General features: G+C 57.6%; 15 protein-coding genes and 1 pseudogene. 5 read left to right on the top strand and 11 right to left on the bottom strand.

Features of this window, described 5'->3' with window-relative positions; all coding sequences use genetic code 11:
- The 3 genes and pseudogenes from Q8O69_RS02810 to Q8O69_RS02800 form a co-directional block, all read right to left on the bottom strand.
- Nucleotides 1-350 (bottom strand): annotated as a pseudogene (locus Q8O69_RS02810) (transmembrane anchor protein); the annotation flags it as partial.
- 12 nt (nt 351-362) lie between these two features.
- On the bottom strand, nt 363-1,100 hold the full coding sequence (locus Q8O69_RS02805) for a HupE/UreJ family protein (RefSeq protein WP_305589379.1): 738 nt from the start codon (nt 1,098-1,100) through the stop codon (nt 363-365).
- Between the two features lie 47 nt (nt 1,101-1,147).
- On the bottom strand, nt 1,148-1,507 hold the full coding sequence (locus tag Q8O69_RS02800) for a hypothetical protein (protein ID WP_170050647.1): 360 nt from the start codon (nt 1,505-1,507) through the stop codon (nt 1,148-1,150).
- A 118-nt stretch (nt 1,508-1,625) separates the two neighbouring features.
- Here Q8O69_RS02800 and mreA point away from each other — a divergent pair, with 118 nt between their 5' ends.
- Both mreA and Q8O69_RS02790 read left to right on the top strand, forming a co-directional pair.
- Nucleotides 1,626-1,913, top strand: a complete 288-nt coding sequence (mreA, locus tag Q8O69_RS02795) for a metal-sensing transcriptional repressor MreA (RefSeq protein WP_045733414.1) — start codon at nt 1,626-1,628, stop codon at nt 1,911-1,913.
- 9 nt (nt 1,914-1,922) lie between these two features.
- On the top strand, nt 1,923-3,053 hold the full coding sequence (locus Q8O69_RS02790) for a nickel/cobalt efflux transporter (RefSeq protein ID WP_305589377.1): 1,131 nt from the start codon (nt 1,923-1,925) through the stop codon (nt 3,051-3,053).
- A gap of 79 nt (nt 3,054-3,132) precedes the next feature.
- Here the strand turns inward: Q8O69_RS02790 and Q8O69_RS02785 are convergent, their stop codons facing one another.
- Both Q8O69_RS02785 and Q8O69_RS02780 read right to left on the bottom strand, forming a co-directional pair.
- Complete coding sequence (locus tag Q8O69_RS02785; RefSeq protein WP_170050649.1) at nt 3,133-3,525, bottom strand: VOC family protein; 393 nt, start codon at nt 3,523-3,525, stop codon at nt 3,133-3,135.
- 56 nt (nt 3,526-3,581) lie between these two features.
- Complete coding sequence (locus Q8O69_RS02780) at nt 3,582-6,152, bottom strand: heavy metal translocating P-type ATPase (RefSeq protein WP_170050650.1); 2,571 nt, start codon at nt 6,150-6,152, stop codon at nt 3,582-3,584.
- A gap of 379 nt (nt 6,153-6,531) precedes the next feature.
- Between Q8O69_RS02780 and Q8O69_RS02775 the strand changes: the two genes are divergently transcribed.
- The 3 genes from Q8O69_RS02775 to Q8O69_RS02765 all read left to right on the top strand — a co-directional run bounded on the left by Q8O69_RS02775 (nt 6,532) and on the right by Q8O69_RS02765 (nt 10,761).
- Nucleotides 6,532-7,137, top strand: coding sequence for a DUF6088 family protein (locus Q8O69_RS02775; protein WP_170050651.1), 606 nt, complete (start codon nt 6,532-6,534; stop codon nt 7,135-7,137).
- A 103-nt stretch (nt 7,138-7,240) separates the two neighbouring features.
- Entirely contained in the window at nt 7,241-8,224 is a 984-nt protein-coding gene (locus Q8O69_RS02770) for an AAA family ATPase (RefSeq protein WP_170050652.1), read from the top strand.
- 188 nt (nt 8,225-8,412) lie between these two features.
- Nucleotides 8,413-10,761 (top strand): S8 family peptidase, encoded by a 2,349-nt coding sequence (locus Q8O69_RS02765; RefSeq protein WP_371136035.1) that lies wholly within the window; start codon nt 8,413-8,415, stop codon nt 10,759-10,761.
- Nucleotides 10,762-10,867: 106 nt separating this feature from the next.
- Here Q8O69_RS02765 and Q8O69_RS02760 read toward each other — a convergent pair whose 3' ends face one another.
- The 6 genes from Q8O69_RS02760 to Q8O69_RS02735 form a co-directional block, all read right to left on the bottom strand.
- Nucleotides 10,868-11,068 carry a heavy-metal-associated domain-containing protein gene (locus Q8O69_RS02760; RefSeq protein ID WP_305589374.1) on the bottom strand — a complete coding sequence of 67 codons (201 nt, stop codon included), beginning with the start codon at nt 11,066-11,068 and terminating at the stop codon, nt 10,868-10,870.
- A 157-nt stretch (nt 11,069-11,225) separates the two neighbouring features.
- Entirely contained in the window at nt 11,226-13,592 is a 2,367-nt protein-coding gene (locus tag Q8O69_RS02755) for a heavy metal translocating P-type ATPase (protein WP_305589373.1), read from the bottom strand.
- A 5-nt stretch (nt 13,593-13,597) separates the two neighbouring features.
- Complete coding sequence (locus tag Q8O69_RS02750; protein WP_305589372.1) at nt 13,598-13,843, bottom strand: DUF2933 domain-containing protein; 246 nt, start codon at nt 13,841-13,843, stop codon at nt 13,598-13,600.
- Between the two features lie 103 nt (nt 13,844-13,946).
- Nucleotides 13,947-14,480 (bottom strand): cupredoxin family protein, encoded by a 534-nt coding sequence (locus Q8O69_RS02745; RefSeq protein WP_305589371.1) that lies wholly within the window; start codon nt 14,478-14,480, stop codon nt 13,947-13,949.
- A gap of 145 nt (nt 14,481-14,625) precedes the next feature.
- Nucleotides 14,626-15,183 carry a plastocyanin/azurin family copper-binding protein gene (locus tag Q8O69_RS02740; RefSeq protein WP_305589370.1) on the bottom strand — a complete coding sequence of 186 codons (558 nt, stop codon included), beginning with the start codon at nt 15,181-15,183 and terminating at the stop codon, nt 14,626-14,628.
- A 162-nt stretch (nt 15,184-15,345) separates the two neighbouring features.
- Nucleotides 15,346-15,705, bottom strand: a complete 360-nt coding sequence (locus tag Q8O69_RS02735; RefSeq protein WP_090250653.1) for a co-regulatory protein PtrA N-terminal domain-containing protein — start codon at nt 15,703-15,705, stop codon at nt 15,346-15,348.
- Nucleotides 15,706-15,784 lie beyond the last annotated feature (79 nt).

Raw genomic sequence — 15,784 nt, 5'->3', positions numbered from 1 at the left:
TCATCCGACTTCAGGGCTGGCTCAGGCTCAGCTACGGGTTCGGCCACAGGTGCTGCTGCAACAGGCTCTTGAACTACCGGCTGAACAGGCGCGGGAGCTTGAGCGACTGGAGCCGCAGCTGGCTGAACCGCTGCATCCGCTGCCGCTTCTTCGGCCAGGGTTTTCTTCATTTCGCCCATCTGGGTCAGACCGAGAACGCGACCAACACCCGTGGGATCGATGGCGTACTCAGAGGGCATCACCACTGTGACGAGCAAGGCAGCGGCAACGCCCACCGCAATCACAGTGGAGCGCAGCAGTTGGCGGCTGGTCGGCAATTCGCTTTGAGTCGGAAGCTTGGTATTGAACATGCTGAAAATTCCTTACTGAGAGACGATCAGGCCGGTGAGCTGGTAACCCATCAAGAGGAAACCGGCGCTCATCATGGCGACGTTGGCGGTGTAGGCATGACGCCAGAAGCTGGCGGTGCGTCGCCAGTAGCCCATGACAATCAGGATGGCGCTCAGGGCCAGGAGCTGGCCGATTTCGACGCCGACGTTGAAGGCGATCAGGTTGGTGATCAGGCCGTCTGCCGAGATCTCGTACTCCTGGATCTTGGTCGCCAGACCAAAGCCATGCAGCAGGCCGAAAATCAGCGTGGCCGCTTTGGTGTTCGGCTGGTGGCCGAACCAGCGCTGGAATGCGCCTAGGTTATCCAGCGCCTTGTACACCACCGAGAAACCGATGATGGCGTCGATCACATAGGAGCTGATGTTGATTTCCGCCAGTACGCCCAACAGCAGCGTAACGGTGTGACCCACGGCGAACAGCGTGACGTAGAGCCCCACGTCCTTCAGGCGGTAGAGAAAGAAGATCACCCCGAAGAGGAACAGCAGGTGGTCGTAGCCGGTGATCATGTGCTTAGCGCCCATGTAGATGAACGGCAGCACCATCACCCCGGAGCTTTCCTGGATAAAGCCCTTGTCGCCCTCGGCAACAGCGTGGGCCAGCGCATCAGGCATGCCGAGAAACAGCAATGCCGTGAACAGCAGCAGCAGTAGTAACGAGCGATTCGGGCGCACGACAGATGCGTCCATTGCGCCCAAAGATAGCGAATGCATGGTTGAGTCCTAAATTAAAGGGGTCTTGGGCCGCACAGCGGCCTGTGTCAGAGCACGAATGTGGCACGCGGTGGCCGCTCGATCAGAAAGATCGGGCTTGGAGGAATGGAGTAGCGAGGGGCGGGTATCGGCTGCGCACGTTCTGGCAGCGTGCTGATGCTCAGCAGCGCAGTCAGGTGTGGTGTTTCATGCAGATGGTCGGCGGTCAGCGGCGAGTGGCAGTGATCCCCGTACGCAGCACAGGCCAGCGTCTCGTCACCATGCGCATGCGAATGAGCACCGTCATTGCCACTCAAGGAAGGCTGGCTCGATCCCATAAACAGCGCAGAGGTATGTCCAGCCCAAGCCATCAATATGGCGAGAGCAAGGGTAAAAATCACCTTGGTGCTGATGGGATTGCTGAGCATGTTGTGGTTCTTTCGATGCCTAAGCGGGTGGCTTTTCTGGAGGGGTGGTCGGTTTGACCATATCCCCCCCTGGGGGATAGCATGCGAGCGTAATTCATCGACGCACGAGACTCAAGACATGAGCGATCACGAACACGGCCACCAGCACCAAAGTCATGGCGACATCATCAAAAGGTTGAAGCGTGCGGAGGGCCACCTGCGCAGCATCGTCACCATGATCGAAGACAGCCGTGCCTGCGTAGACATCGCCCAGCAGCTGCATGCCGTGGAAAAAGCCGTCTGCCAGGCCAAGCGTGTGCTTATCCAAGACCATATCGACCACTGCCTGGAACATACGGTCGAAGCGCTTGCGATAGGCGAGCGCGCATCACTCGAAGACTTCAAGCAAATCACCAAGTACCTCTAGGCCCCTCCCATGTCGAGTTTCGCCGAACTGCTGCAACAGGGGGCCTCGCAGGCCTGGCTGTACTTCCCCAGCGCCATCCTGCTGGGTGCCTTGCACGGCCTGGAGCCTGGGCATTCGAAGACCATGATGGCGGCGTTTATCGTGGCCATTCGTGGCACGGTGAAGCAGGCCATTCTGCTGGGACTGGCCGCAACGCTTTCGCACACCGCCGTAGTCTGGCTGGTGGCCATGGGCGGCATGTACCTAGGGCAGAATTTAGATGCCGAAACTACCGAGCCTTATTTCCAGCTCGCGTCCGCCGCCATCATTATCACCATCGCCCTGTGGATGCTCTGGCGCACCTGGCGTGGCGAGCAGATGTGGCGCTTCGAGGAAGGTGATGAGCATCAACACGAGCACCACCACGATGAAACGCAGCGCATCGATACCGGGCACGGGCGTATCGAGCTGTCGATCTTCGAAGAAGGCATCCCTCCGCACTGGCGTCTGAAGGCCTTGAGTGGCCATGTCTGGCCGGCTGCCGAAGTGAGCCTGCTGACGACTCGCCACGATGGGTTGGCCCAGCAGTTTCGCTTCGTCGACCGGGGTGACTACCTGGAGTCACTGGACGAGGTTCCCGAGCCCCATGAGTTCACTGCGCGCCTGAGCCTCGGCCATGCTGATCACTCCCACGACTATGACCTGGAGTTCCGCGAGCACAGCCACGGTCATGAGCATGATCATTCCGAGTTGGAGGGACTGGAACTGTCGCTGGAGGGCTACCAGGATGCCCATGAACGGGCGCATGCCAACGACATCCGCAAGCGCTTCAGCAACCGCAATGTCACCACCGGCCAGATCATCCTGTTCGGTTTGACGGGCGGACTGATTCCCTGCCCGGCAGCGATCACCGTGCTGCTGCTCTGCCTGCAAGTGAAAGAAGTCGCCCTGGGTGCCGTCCTGGTGCTGTGTTTCAGCATCGGCCTGGCCATAACTCTGGTTACCGTTGGTGCTGCCGCTGCTATCGGCGCACGCCAGGCATCCAATCGTTGGCCCTGGCTGGGTGCTGTGGCGCGTCGCGCCCCTTACCTATCCAGCGTACTGATCATTGGTGTGGGGATTTACGTCGGCTTCCACGGCTGGGTCGGCCTGAACGCCTAGCCGATGTGGGCGTTATCCGGTTATTTCGGCCTGTTCCTCGCCGCCTTCGTTACTGGCATAGGACTGCTGGTACTTGGTTTTACTGGTAGTGCCCGCCTCGCTGGAGAACTTTGATTTTGTAGCCGTCGGGGTCCTGAATAAAAAAGGAGCGGGCCAGCAGCTCGTCTCCTCTTTTAAACTCCTTGATGGGTGCAGGCTTTAAACCGAGGTTGCAAAGCTGTTTGAAATGCAGGCCCAGATCGTCGACGACGAACGCGACCTGACCGTAACAACTGCCGTGGCTGTATTCGGCCTGTCCGCTGCTCCAAGTGAGTTCGATTTCAGCCTCGCTCTCGAAATTGCGCAGATAGACGAGGGAGAAATCGTCAAACTCAATGCGATGGGTTTCCTTGAGTCCAAAGGCTTGCTGGTAGAACCGCAGTGAAATATTGATATCCGTCACCCGGATCTCCGTGTGAATAAGTTTCGGCATGCAGTTCCTTCCTTAACCTGTATTGGTGTTCAGTGCAGAGGTGCTTCGGGCCAAGATCAGTGCTCGGACACCCGGCGTGACTTGGTCGATACCGCCAGGTTTACTGAGTTCGCGGTGCTGGTTTCGACCGTCATAGGTGCCCGGAAACGTTTGAGTCGGAGCGCGTTGCCGAGCACGAAGACACTGGAGAAGGCCATCGCGGCAGCAGCGAAGATCGGCGAAAGCAGCGTGCCGTTCACCGGGTAGAGCGCGCCCGCCGCGACCGGAATCAGCACGGCGTTGTAGGCGAAGGCCCAGAACAGGTTCTGCTTGATGTTGCGGATCGTTGCCTGGCTGATCGCGATGGCGTTCGGCACGCCACGCAGGTCGCCCGACATCAGTACTACGTCAGCTGCCTCGATCGCCACATCGGTTCCCGTTCCGATGGCCAGCCCAACGTCCGCTTCTGCGAGTGCCGGCGCGTCGTTGATACCGTCACCCACGAAGGCGACTCGCGCGCCATTGATCCGGAGCTTCTTCAGTGCTGCGACCTTGCCGTCGGGCAAGACCTCGGCAGCGACTTCATCGATGCCGAGCTGCTTGGCGATCGCCGCGGCTGTAGCTGTGTTGTCACCGGTGATCATCGCGACTTTGAGGCCGAGCGCGTGCAGCGCCTTAATCGCCGCGGGCGTCGTTTCCTTGATCGGATCGGCGACCGCGATAACCGCCGCCAAGCGGCCGTCGATCGCGGCATAGAGCGGACTCTTGCCTTGCTCGCCAAGACGCCGGGCGGTTGGCAGGAAACTCGACACATCAAGGCCGAGCTGCGTCATGAACCGGTCCGCGCCGACAGCTACTGTCCGACCGGCGACCTTTGCCGACACGCCGAAGCCTGGTGTCGCGTCGAAGCTCTCGATGGGTGCGAGCGTGAAATCCGCCTGCTTTGCGGCTGCGACGATCGCTTCGGCGATTGGATGCTCGGAGCGGGTCTCGACCGCCGCAACGAGAGCCAGCACTTCGTTGTATTCGAAACCCTCGGCGGGAACGAGGTCGGTGAGCTCGGGGCGTCCTTTAGTCAGTGTGCCGGTCTTATCGAGAGCGATCACGCTCACATCGCGCAGCGCCTGCAAGGCTTCGCCCTTGCGGAAGAGAATGCCGAATTCGGCCGCGCGGCCAGTACCGACCATGATCGAGGTCGGCGTGGCCAGCCCCATGGCGCAAGGACAGGCGATGATGAGAACCGCGACCGCATTCACGAGCGCGAAGGTCAGCGCCGGGTCCGGACCGAAGATCAGCCAGATCAGGAAAGTCAGCGCGGCCGCCGCCATCACGGCCGGGACGAACCACATGGTCACCTTGTCGACCAGCGCCTGTATCGGCAGCTTGGAACCCTGCGCTTCTTCGACGAGGCGGATGATCTGCGCGAGCATCGTGTTCGCGCCGACCTTGGTTACGCGGAAACTGAAAGCGCCCGTCTTGTTGATCGTGCCGCCGACGACCTCTGCCCCCGCTCCCTTCGACACGGGCACCGGCTCGCCGGTGATCATGCTCTCGTCAACATAAGAGGTGCCCTCGACGACCTCGCCGTCGACTGGAATCTTCTCGCCCGGACGAACGAGCACGACGTCACCTGTCGCCACTTGATCGAGCGCTATTTCGATCGTCTCGCCGTTGCGCTCGACGCGCGCGGTCTTGGCCTGAAGTCCGATTAGCCGCTTGATCGCCTGCGACGTTCGCCCCTTGGCGCGCGCCTCCAGCGTTCGTCCGAGCAGGATCAAGGTCACGATGACCACGGCAGCTTCGAAATAGACGTTGGCGGTACCTTGCGGGAGTACTTTGGGGATAAAGGTCGCGACCACCGAATAGCCGTAAGCAGCCGCAGTGCCGAGCGAGACCAGCGAGTTCATGTCGGGTGCAATGCGCAGCAACGCCGGTACGCCCTTGCGGAAGAAGCGCAGGCCTGGACCGAACAGGACCAGGGTGGCAAGAGCGAACTGGATATACCAGCTCGCCTGCTGACCCAGGACCCCCATCACCCAATGGTGCAGGGCGGGAATGAGGTGAGAGCCCATCTCAAGGATGAAGACTGGCAGGGTGAGGATGGATGCAACAAGCAGATCGCGCCGCAGCGCCCGAGCCTCACTCTCGCGACGCTCGGCGTCCTGATCGCCCGCAGTCGGCGTTTCGGCGGACAAGCGTCGGGACTTGTAACCCGCCTGTTCGACCGCTGCTTCAAGGTCGGCCGTGGAGGCGACACCGGCAAGGTGGCGCACCCGCGCGCGCTCTGTCGCCAGGTTGACAGTGGCCTCAAGCACGCCAGGGACTTTTGCGAGCGCCTTCTCAACCCGGCCCACACATGATGCGCAGGTCATGTCCTCGATCGCGAGCTCGGTGGTCTCTTCGCGAACGGTGTAGCCGGCGCTCTCGATGGCGTGTACAGCCGCCTGCGGGTCGGCCAACCCCGTGAAAGTGATGTCGGCGCGCTCGGTGGCCAGATTGACCGAGGCCATCTGCACGCCGGTGACCTCTTTCAGCGCGCGTTCGACGCGGCCGACACACGAAGCACACGTCATGCCTTCGACGGGCAGGCTCAGGCGAGTGACTGAGGACATGGATGGATTGACGTCTTGTTGGGCAACGGAAGCCATTGAAATATCCCTTGAATGTTTCTGTTGAAGAGAAGTTTCAAGCTTCCCTGTGTGGGAAGGTCAAGGCCTGTGGGCGATTTATTTCACGACGCTCCAGTTCGAACTGCCGCCGGCACTGTCGCAACCCGTATCAGCCTCTGGGCTGAGCCCGCACGCTAAGAACTTTTGGGTGACAGCTGCTCGCGCCTGTTCCACATGCGCGAGCAGCTGTGCCGCTTTAGCCGTCGCACCGTTGTGACGTTCAGCGCGGCCTGGAACACCAGTAGCTCAATGAGAAAGAGCCGGTTAGCCCAACCCTGGGGATAGAAGATGAACGGCTGTTGCTCAAATGTCAGAAATATAATTAAATATCTGACATTGATATGAGCCGAGCTTTCATATGCGATCGATCCCGCAAGCGATCTTGGAGCGCAACCAATCCCTAAGCGAGGGTGGAGTTCTTGCGCCCAAGGAATTTCTTCACCTTGGTAGTCGTGCGGCGGTTGATCAGGCGTTTTGTCGCTTGGCTAAAGCCGGGCAACTGATGCGAATAGCGCGCGGTATTTACGTTGCGCCGGTGCGTGAAAAAGACCAGGCCAGAGCCCCGTCGGCAGAGTCATTGGTGAAATCAATCGCCGCTCAGGGCAAGCAGTGCATCTCGCTCGATGGCGCACAGGCCGCGAAATCAATGGGGTTGACGCGAGTTGCTTCGAGTAAAGAGGTGTACCTCACCACAGGACGCAGTAAGCGGTTGGTAGTCGGCTCACGGACAATTTACTTCCAGCACGCACCCTACTGGCTGTTCTCCTTGGGGGCGACGCCAGCTGGGGATGCGCTCAGGGCGATGGCCTGGGTGGGTGAAGATCAGGCTGAAAATTCGGCCCAGAAACTTCGGCGGCACTTAGCGAAGGTGGAGTGGGAAAGCCTAGGTTCGGTCCGTGCGAGCCTTCCCAGCTGGATGGCCACCGCCCTTGGCAGGGCCGCGGTGTTAAATGAATTGCGTTGAACTCAGGCCAGACACTGATTGCTTGTGTGAATAAAAGTTGACGTATTCAAGGTCAGAAGCGGGTCTTAACGATTAAACTAACCCCTACGGGAAGGTAGAAACCATGGCTAGCGGCGAACAACTGAAAGCGCTTCTGCGCTCGCATATCAAGGGAGATGACACGCATTTCCTTGCCGTTGCTATGCAGATGGCGGCCCATGAGGCTAAGCAGGGTCACGGGAAGCTTGCAGAGGATTTGCGGGCCATAATTGATTCGGCCAAGAAAAATCGTCTGCCTTCCGGGCAGCCGGTGCCCATCGGCCAGCCTCGCGGCGAGCTGAGTAACCTACTGTCAGTAGCTCTTCCAAAGACCCGCTTCTCGGAAATGATTCTGGACGAGGCCACTCATGCCCGTCTTGGAAGAATCATCAATGAGCAGCGCAACTTCGAGAAGATTCGTGCACACGGCCTCTCCCCTCGCCGCAAGCTGCTTTTGGTTGGGCCACCTGGTACCGGCAAGACCATGACCGCCTCGGCGCTTGCCGGCGAGCTCGGTATTCCGCTGTACATCGTCCGCCTTGATAGCCTCATCACCAAGTACATGGGTGAAACCGCAGCCAAGCTGCGTCAGATTTTTGATGCCATTCGCGATACTCGCGGCATTTATTTCTTCGACGAGTTCGATGCCATCGGTTCCCAGCGTGGTCTTGCCAACGACGTGGGCGAAATCCGTCGCGTCCTGAACAGCTTTCTGCAGATGATCGAGCAGGACCAATCCAACAGCCTGATCATCGCTGCCACCAATCACCCTGAAATTCTTGACTACGCCTTGTTCCGACGCTTCGATGATGTTATCGAATACGGACTGCCCAATCAGGAACAGACCAAGGCTGTGCTCAAGAATCGACTAGCGAACTTTTCCAAGTCGATTCGCAGCTGGGACAAACTCTGCAAGGTCGCAGAGGGGCTCAGCCATGCAGAACTTGCGAGGGCGGCAGACGACGCGATCAAGGACACGATCATTCATGACCGTACCGAGATGGCGGTCAAGGACGTGGAAAGGCACCTTGAAGAACGGAAGACTTTCCACGGGAGACGGCACTCCTAACGTAGTTGAGCATTTAGATGACGGAATCGATCAACGGACAACGGCCTCACTTTCATCTCCAGGGACAGGGACTACCCGAACGGTTCCGATCCACAGCATCAGCAACACGAGACCCTCGCTACCCCACGCCAAATCGAGGGGCTCATGGCGGAAAGCTACTCGCTCAACTCCAACATGTAAGCGGTCAGATGGCCTCTGCAGTTCAGCTGCAGCGCGAAGCATCTGAAAGGCAAATGCGACAAGGAGACAGGCCCGAAGGTGGGTACGGCCTGCAAATCGAATTTCGGAGTGAGCCGGGTTACGCGCTTGCATTCGAAGGCCTTGCCCGAGGCGCTCAGCGCATTGAGCTCATGAACCTGCGTCATGACCCCGCCACGAATACTGACTTCGCCACGGTATTCGTTCCAGATGGTCAGCTCAAAGCCTTTGAGAACCTCGTCAGGCAATACCTGGAGGTGGAGACCTCCAAGGGGAGTCCGCGCAACGCTCCGCTCCTGAATCCAATCCAAGAAATCCGAGTCGCAGCTTTCAACGCCCTGTGGACTGATGATCCCGCAGTGTTGCCGCCAGATGAAAACGAAACCATTTGGTGGGAATTCTGGTTGCCTATCAGGGAAGGCCGTGAAGCAGTGCTGAACCGCTTTAAGTCGGTTGCCGAAGCATGTGGCTTTCATACATCCGAAAAAGTGCTGAAGTTTCCTGAGCGGACAGTCCTCAACGTCTACGCCTCGCGAGCAGCCATCACTCGGTCACTCTTGCTGCTCAACGAAGTCGCCGAGATTCGTAGAGCCAAGGACACCGCCGAGTTTTTTGATGCCCTTGCGCCGCTAGAACAAAGAGAATGGGTCGAGAACCTGCTTGAGCGAACCACCCCCGCAGGGGACGACAGTATCCGCGTCTGCCTTCTAGATACCGGCGTCAATCGGGGCCACCCACTCTTAGCTCAGCACATTGACGCGAATGACCTTTACACCGTCAACCACAACTGGGGTGTTGCGGATACTACGGGTCATGGCACACAGCTCGCAGGAATCGCCCTTTATGGTGATCTGTTTGACCCTCTCAATGGGCAGAACCCGATTTCGATCGAGCACCGCCTTGAGTCGGTGAAATTGCTCCCCGCTGCCCAGGGAAATCAAAAGGAGCCCTACGGCGCGTTGATGATCGACGCCGTAACCCAGCCGGATACCGCCAAGCCGGAAGTGCGCAGGGTCTACAGCATGGCGATCACCAGCCTCGACGACCGAGACCGCGGCCGCCCTTCCGCATGGTCAGCAGCAGTTGATGAACTCGCATCCGACGTATTGGGAGAGAGAGCTAACCCTCGACTGATCGTCGTGTCCGCCGGCAATGCGGACAAGAACCAGGCCACGCACTACCCGCATAACACCACCACCGACGGAATCCATGATCCGGCCCAGGCCTGGAACGCATTGTGCGTAGGCGCTTACACCCAGAAGGTCACTATCGACCCTCCCAACCCTGGGTTGCGCCCGATCGCTGCCGCAGGCAGCCTCAGCCCATACAGTACGACTTCGGGGACCTGGAGCAACTCGGCTTGGCCCTTGAAACCCGATGTAGTGTTCGAAGGAGGCAACCTGGCCACAGACGGGCAACAAGCCTACACCGAGCCTTGTCTTTCCCTTGTCACCACGGCACACGAACCAGAACAACGGCTTTTGACGACGACCAGCGCCACCAGCGCAGCATCCGCGCTAGCAGCTCGCATGGCCGCACAAGTATCGACGAACTACCCACAGTTATGGCCCGAGACTGTACGAGCTCTAATCGTGCACTCAGCTGAGTGGCCTGATCGTATGAGGCAGGATTTCCTTGCTGCTGGCACCAAGGCAGGCTACGAGAATCTGGTTAAACACTGCGGCTTTGGCGTACCAGATCTGAGTCGTGCCCTATGGAGTGCCGGCGACTCTTTGACCATGATTGTCGAGGACCATCTCAGGCCGTTCATGAGGCAGGGCACCAAGCCGCCCACCGCGCGGGATATGCATCTTCATCTGCTTCCCTGGCCGCAGGAGGAACTGCTCAACCTAGGCAACATCGAGGTGGAAATGCGAGTGACACTTTCCTACTTCGTAGAGCCAAACCCCGGCATAGCCGAGCGCGGTATCAAGGGGCGCTATCGGTACGAGTCGCACGGCTTACGCTTCGATGTCAGCCGCCCAAACGAAGATCGTGACCAGTTCCGCCAGCGCATCAACAAGCGTGCACGGGATGAAGAGGAAGGTGGTTACCAGGGTGGCGGCTCAGATCCGAACTGGCTGCTCGGAACCCAGACACGGCATCGAGGCTCCCTACATTCGGACATCTGGCGAGGCACTGCAGCTGAACTGGCAGGACGGGGAATGCTTGGTATCTATCCCGCACTGGGGTGGTGGAAAACGCTTGTTAAGCAGCAGCGATATGACGACACCGTAAGGTACAGTCTGGTGGTCTCGATCAAAACTCAGCAAACGGAAGTTGACCTCTATGCGGCAGTGGAAACTCTGATCGAGGCACAGACAGCGGTACTGGTCTGAGATCAAGGGTTTCAAATGAGGTCATGGCCCTGAAGCCATGACCTCATCGCTCGCAAAAGCTCGGATTGAGGGTGTCAAAAGGAGTCGATCACAACTCAGTCGGCTCTTACGGGCTGACCTGCGCGGTATAGCCCAGATCCTGAATCACCTTGCGGATAGATTCCGCGGGTTCTTGGCTGTCTACCGATACCTTACCGGCAGCACGGTCAATCTCCACTTTTGCGGTTTCATCTACCGCCTGAATTGCCTTTGTGATCTTGCTGACGCAACTGCCACAACCCATTCCTGATACCTGTAGAGCGAACATAAATCACCTCGTTGGTTAGGCGGCATAGATGCCGTAACCTGAGCATCGACCTTGACACGATGGTAAGGTCAAGCTTGTTTTTTAGCGCTGGTAGATGTCCTTTCGGAGTTGATGGAATTACTGATACCTGTCAACTGGCTTTAGATTCACGTTCATTTCAGTCGATGCGGATTTTCCGCAGTCTCAATGCGTTGAATACAACCGATGCTGAACTGACGCTCATAGCCAATGCCGCAATCATGGGCGACAGCAAGTGGCCAGTCAGGGGATAAAGCACCCCTGCTGCTAGTGGAATTCCCATGGCATTATAGATGAAGGCAAAGGCTAGGTTCTGCCGCATGTTTTTTACCGTGGCCACGGATAATGTTCTTGCCCGTAAGATGCCCATCAGATCACCTTTGACCAAGGTCACCTGAGCACTGTTCATCGCCACATCTGTACCGGTTCCCATCGCGATACCCACATCGGCACGAGCCAGCGCAGGAGCGTCATTGATGCCATCGCCAGCCATGGCTACTCGGCGGCCATAGCTCTGCAGATCGGCAACCAACTTTTCCTTGTCCTGAGGTTTAACCTCGCCATGGACTTCTTCGATACCCAACTCCCTGGCTACAGCCCTTGCGGTTGTAAGCCCATCGCCAGTGGCCATGATGACTTTCACATCGACCTCTTGAAGCCTGGTGACTGCTTGTCTGGAGGTTGGTTTGATCGGATCTGAGACCGCCAGAAGTCCTGCCAGAACGCCATCCACCGCCAAGAAGACAATGCTGATGCCCTCCAGGCGGAGCTGCTCTGCCCGGTTACTCAGAGGTGTGGCATCTACTCCGGCGTCTGCCATCAATGCTGTATTACCCAATTGCAGCTGCCGACCTTCCACTTGGCCGCGCACACCGATGCCGGAGCCCGACTCGAAAGAGTCCGGCTTGGCCAACTCAATACCCTGGGTGCGGGCGTAATCAACGATCGCATGGGCCAGCGGATGCTCACTGCCTTGATCAAGGCTTGCAGCCAATCGGAGCACCTCGTTCGGTTCGAATGGGCCGGCACCTTCTGCGCTATGGAATACAGGCCGTCCCTCGGTCAGCGTGCCGGTTTTGTCAACGATCAGCGTATCGATCTTGCACAGGTTCTCTATGGCACTGGCATCGCGGAACAAGACACCACTGGTTGCAGCCTTGCCAGTCGAAACCATCACCGACATAGGGGTCGCCAGACCCAGTGCACAGGGACAGGCGATGATCAGTACGGCAACCGCGTTGATCAGACCAAATACCCAGCCCGACTCTGGGCCGAACAAGCCCCAGCTGAAGAAGGTGAGGATCGCGATGGCGATCACGCCAAGCACGAAGTAGCCCGCTACGGCATCAGCCATACGCTGCATGGGTGCCTTGGAGCGCTGTGCTCTGGCGACCATCTGCACGATCTGGGACAGCATGGTATCGGCGCCCACCTTCTGCGCCTGCATTACCAGGCTGCCGTGGGTATTCATGGTCGTGCCAATCAGCGTATCGCCAACGCGCTTGGTCACCGGTAGCGGTTCGCCGGTCAGCATGGCTTCATCGACGGCGCTTTCGCCTTCGAGAACAGTACCGTCCACCGGGACTTTCTCGCCGGGGCGTACTCGCAGATGGTCGCCCAGGTGCACATGGGTCAATGGAATATCTTCTTCCTGGCCGTCAGGTTTGATGCGCCGCGCGGTTTTGGGTGCCAGGCCCAATAGCGATTTAATAGCGGCTGAGGTTTGTGAGCGAGCCTTGAGTTCGAGCATCTGGCCCAATAAAGTCAGGGAGATGATTACCGCCGCAGCCTCGAAGTAGACGCCAATGCGCCCGTCCTGGAAGAAGGCTTGGGGGAACAGCTGTGGGGCCAGGGTTGCGGCAACGCTGTAGAGGTAGGCTGCCGCTGTACCCAGGCCAATCAGTGTCCACATATTCGGGCTGCGATTACGGATCGAGTCGATGCCTCGGGCAAAGAATACCCAGCCACCCCACAGCGTCACAGGCGTTGCCAAGGCAAGCTCCACCCAGTTCTGCGTTGCGCCATGGAATAGCGTTAACGAGTGGCCGGCCATAGCCAAGACAGTCACGATGATCGTAAGAGGGAGCGTCCACCAGAAGCGCCGGGAGAAATCCTTGAGTTCTGAATTCTCCTCTTCCTCTAATTCCGGGATCACTGCCTCCAAGGTCATGCCACAGATGGGGCAATTGCCAGGTTTTGGCTGGCGTATTTCTGGATGCATAGGACAGGTGTAATCCGCCGTCCTTGTGGCCCCTGGTGAGGGAGGCGCAGCTTCATGATGCTGGTGTTCCGCATGCTGGGGAGGGTTTACATAGCGGGTAGGTGCTGCCCTGAACTTCTCCTGGCATTTCGCGCTGCAGAAGCGGTATGTCTGACCTTCGTGGCTCTCACTGAATGGGCTGTCTGGTTTGACGGCCATGCCGCACACCGGATCGTGCTGACTCCCATGTTGGTCTTCCTGATGCTTGGAATGCTCATGGTCAAGTTGGCGCGAGGTGGTGTGCATAGGGCTTACTTCCGGTTGTCGTCCTTGGGAGTATCAGCACCACCCTGATGGGAATGCCCACCATGGTTGTGGCCGAACATGTGCATCAGCGGGCACAGCAGCAGAATCAAGTAAGGCAGTGCCTGGGAGATGTGGCCAAAATGCTCGCGGGCCACATAAAAAACGCCGATGACAGCCAACATGATCAGTGCAATGCCAGTTTTGCTTTTCCAGAATGGTAATTCAGAGCCTGGGTGGTGGGAGTGGTCCATAGCTCGATCCTCGTTTGAGTTGAGGCAGTATTGGTGGGACAGCAAATGACAATAGTCTCTACTGCGTCCCAGCAATTGACGTATATCAATCCGAACTCAATGATTAGCGTACGTTCACTTTGCCGACCATTCCCGATTGATAATGGCCTGGGATGTTGCAGGCGAACTCAAGCCCCGTTGCGTTGGTAAAGGTCCATACCAGTTCTTCAGTGGCCCCCGGCTCGATCAAGACGCTGTTTGGATCGTCGTGTTTCATGCCGACCATCTTCATCCCGCCCATGGCATGATCCATGTTGCTCATGTCCTGTGCTCCAGTTGGAGAAAGCGTGCCGTTCTGAAACATTGCTGCCATTTCTTTTTGATGGGCGGCATGTGCGGCTGCCATGCCCAAGTTGAACTCATGCAGCAGCGATCCCTCATTCTTGAGTACGAAGCGGACGGTTTCTCCTGTTTTGATATCAATACTCTTCGGCTCGAAAAAGATATCGCCCATCCTGATTTCGATGGTTCGATCCGCTTTTGTGGAGCCCCCAGGCTGACCGATATCGCTTTTACTATGGCTCGGGCTAGCCATGGCTATAGAGGCGGAAAAAATCAGGGTTGTGGTAATAAACAAAGAAGCGAGTTTGGCTTTCATAATAAATCTCGAAAATGGAGTTGTTGGGAACGAGATTGATGTTAACCAGGCGGTGCTGTTAGTAGCCTTACGCGAAAACTACATATCTGAAAGATTCACTAAAGTCAGGTGCGGCCCGGCATTTGCCGGGGCACCGGCTTTTGATTCAACGCATTACGAACTCACCGACCATCCCTGCCTGATAATGTCCAGGGAGGGTGCAGGCGAAGTTGAGGCTAGCCGTGTCGTGGAAGGTCCAGACAAATTCCTTGGTAGTTCCGGGCTCAACAAGGATGGCGTTGGGATCATCATGTATCGCTTGAACGACTTCAGGAATGCCCGGTGGATTGGAGTCCCCTAAGCCTGATCGTTCACGCCAGACAATTGACGTTGCTTTGCCTGTTGGCGTCAGTGTGCCGTCTTTGAACAAAGCAGCCATTTCGCGTTGATGCTCCAGTTGCGATACGGCTTTACCGATATTGAATTCGTGCATCAGCGCTCCTTCATTTTTCAACACGAAGCGGACAGTTTCGCCAGGCTTCACATCGATAGATTTCTGGCCGTAGCTGATGTCATCCATCTTGATGAAAACGGTACGCGTAGCGGGGGTCGCTTGGGCCTGCTGGCCAATGCTGGGTGCGCTGCTGGAAGTTTGCGCAGAGGCTTGAGCTACAGCTGCGAAGAGAAGTGCTGTGACCAACAGTTGTGGACGTGAACGTTTCATGATGAGACCTCACTGAGGTGGTTGGAAATCTCATGCTATTCCCCGCGTCCTGCCGGGGGGCTTACCCCAAAACTACAAATTAGTCAGCTTGAAAAAATGCGGCACCGTCAAGGTGCCGCTAGGCCAAAGGAGCAATCATGAAGGCCTTGAAGATGGGGAATCCTATGGGTGGCACTCTTTATCAGCCATCATCAGCTTGTGCTCACGCATCATTTGCGCGAGGACGTCATCAACCAATTTGTCGTGCCGCTCCATCCACGCGAGATGTTCTTCCGTAGATATGCCGGGAGCAGGATGCTCGTTGTGAAGCTGACTCATCATCTCGTCGAGCATTTTCATGTGCTCCTTCATATGCACATGGCGCTCGCTGGCGGGAGCCTTTTCCGCTTGAATCAGCACCGCTTCGGCTTTGTCGCGCATGCTCTCGATGCGTTCGAAGATGCGGTCGCTCCCTCCCTCTGCCAGAACAGCTGAAGAAAGCAGGAGCGAACCAGCTAGAAATAAGGGTTTAAGCAGTTTCATAGGGCAGTCTCCTCAGTTGACGCTGTGACTGGGCACCTCTGGTTGTTATTCATTCGAGGGCCAAGAGCACAACCTAGTG

It is taken from the genome of Pseudomonas sp., from assembly GCF_030690725.1.
Classification (GTDB): Bacteria; Pseudomonadota; Gammaproteobacteria; order Pseudomonadales; family Pseudomonadaceae; genus Aquipseudomonas.
Note: the sequence above shows the minus strand (reverse complement) of the source record. Positions and strands in the feature narration are given on the sequence as shown.

Excerpts from the sequence above, each read along its gene's own strand:
- Q8O69_RS02805 (WP_305589379.1), bottom strand. The coding sequence starts at position 1,100 with ATGCATTCGCTATCTTTGGGCGCAATGGACGCATCTGTCGTGCGCCCG.
- Q8O69_RS02800 (WP_170050647.1), bottom strand. The coding sequence starts at position 1,507 with ATGCTCAGCAATCCCATCAGCACCAAGGTGATTTTTACCCTTGCTCTC.
- mreA (WP_045733414.1), top strand. The coding sequence starts at position 1,626 with ATGAGCGATCACGAACACGGCCACCAGCACCAAAGTCATGGCGACATC.
- Q8O69_RS02790 (WP_305589377.1), top strand. The coding sequence starts at position 1,923 with ATGTCGAGTTTCGCCGAACTGCTGCAACAGGGGGCCTCGCAGGCCTGG.
- Q8O69_RS02785 (WP_170050649.1), bottom strand. The coding sequence starts at position 3,525 with ATGCCGAAACTTATTCACACGGAGATCCGGGTGACGGATATCAATATT.
- Q8O69_RS02780 (WP_170050650.1), bottom strand. The coding sequence starts at position 6,152 with ATGGCTTCCGTTGCCCAACAAGACGTCAATCCATCCATGTCCTCAGTC.
- Q8O69_RS02775 (WP_170050651.1), top strand. The coding sequence starts at position 6,532 with ATGCGATCGATCCCGCAAGCGATCTTGGAGCGCAACCAATCCCTAAGC.
- Q8O69_RS02770 (WP_170050652.1), top strand. The coding sequence starts at position 7,241 with ATGGCTAGCGGCGAACAACTGAAAGCGCTTCTGCGCTCGCATATCAAG.
- Q8O69_RS02765 (WP_371136035.1), top strand. The coding sequence starts at position 8,413 with ATGGCCTCTGCAGTTCAGCTGCAGCGCGAAGCATCTGAAAGGCAAATG.
- Q8O69_RS02760 (WP_305589374.1), bottom strand. The coding sequence starts at position 11,068 with ATGTTCGCTCTACAGGTATCAGGAATGGGTTGTGGCAGTTGCGTCAGC.
- Q8O69_RS02755 (WP_305589373.1), bottom strand. The coding sequence starts at position 13,592 with ATGCACACCACCTCGCGCCAACTTGACCATGAGCATTCCAAGCATCAG.
- Q8O69_RS02750 (WP_305589372.1), bottom strand. The coding sequence starts at position 13,843 with ATGGACCACTCCCACCACCCAGGCTCTGAATTACCATTCTGGAAAAGC.
- Q8O69_RS02745 (WP_305589371.1), bottom strand. The coding sequence starts at position 14,480 with ATGAAAGCCAAACTCGCTTCTTTGTTTATTACCACAACCCTGATTTTT.
- Q8O69_RS02740 (WP_305589370.1), bottom strand. The coding sequence starts at position 15,183 with ATGAAACGTTCACGTCCACAACTGTTGGTCACAGCACTTCTCTTCGCA.
- Q8O69_RS02735 (WP_090250653.1), bottom strand. The coding sequence starts at position 15,705 with ATGAAACTGCTTAAACCCTTATTTCTAGCTGGTTCGCTCCTGCTTTCT.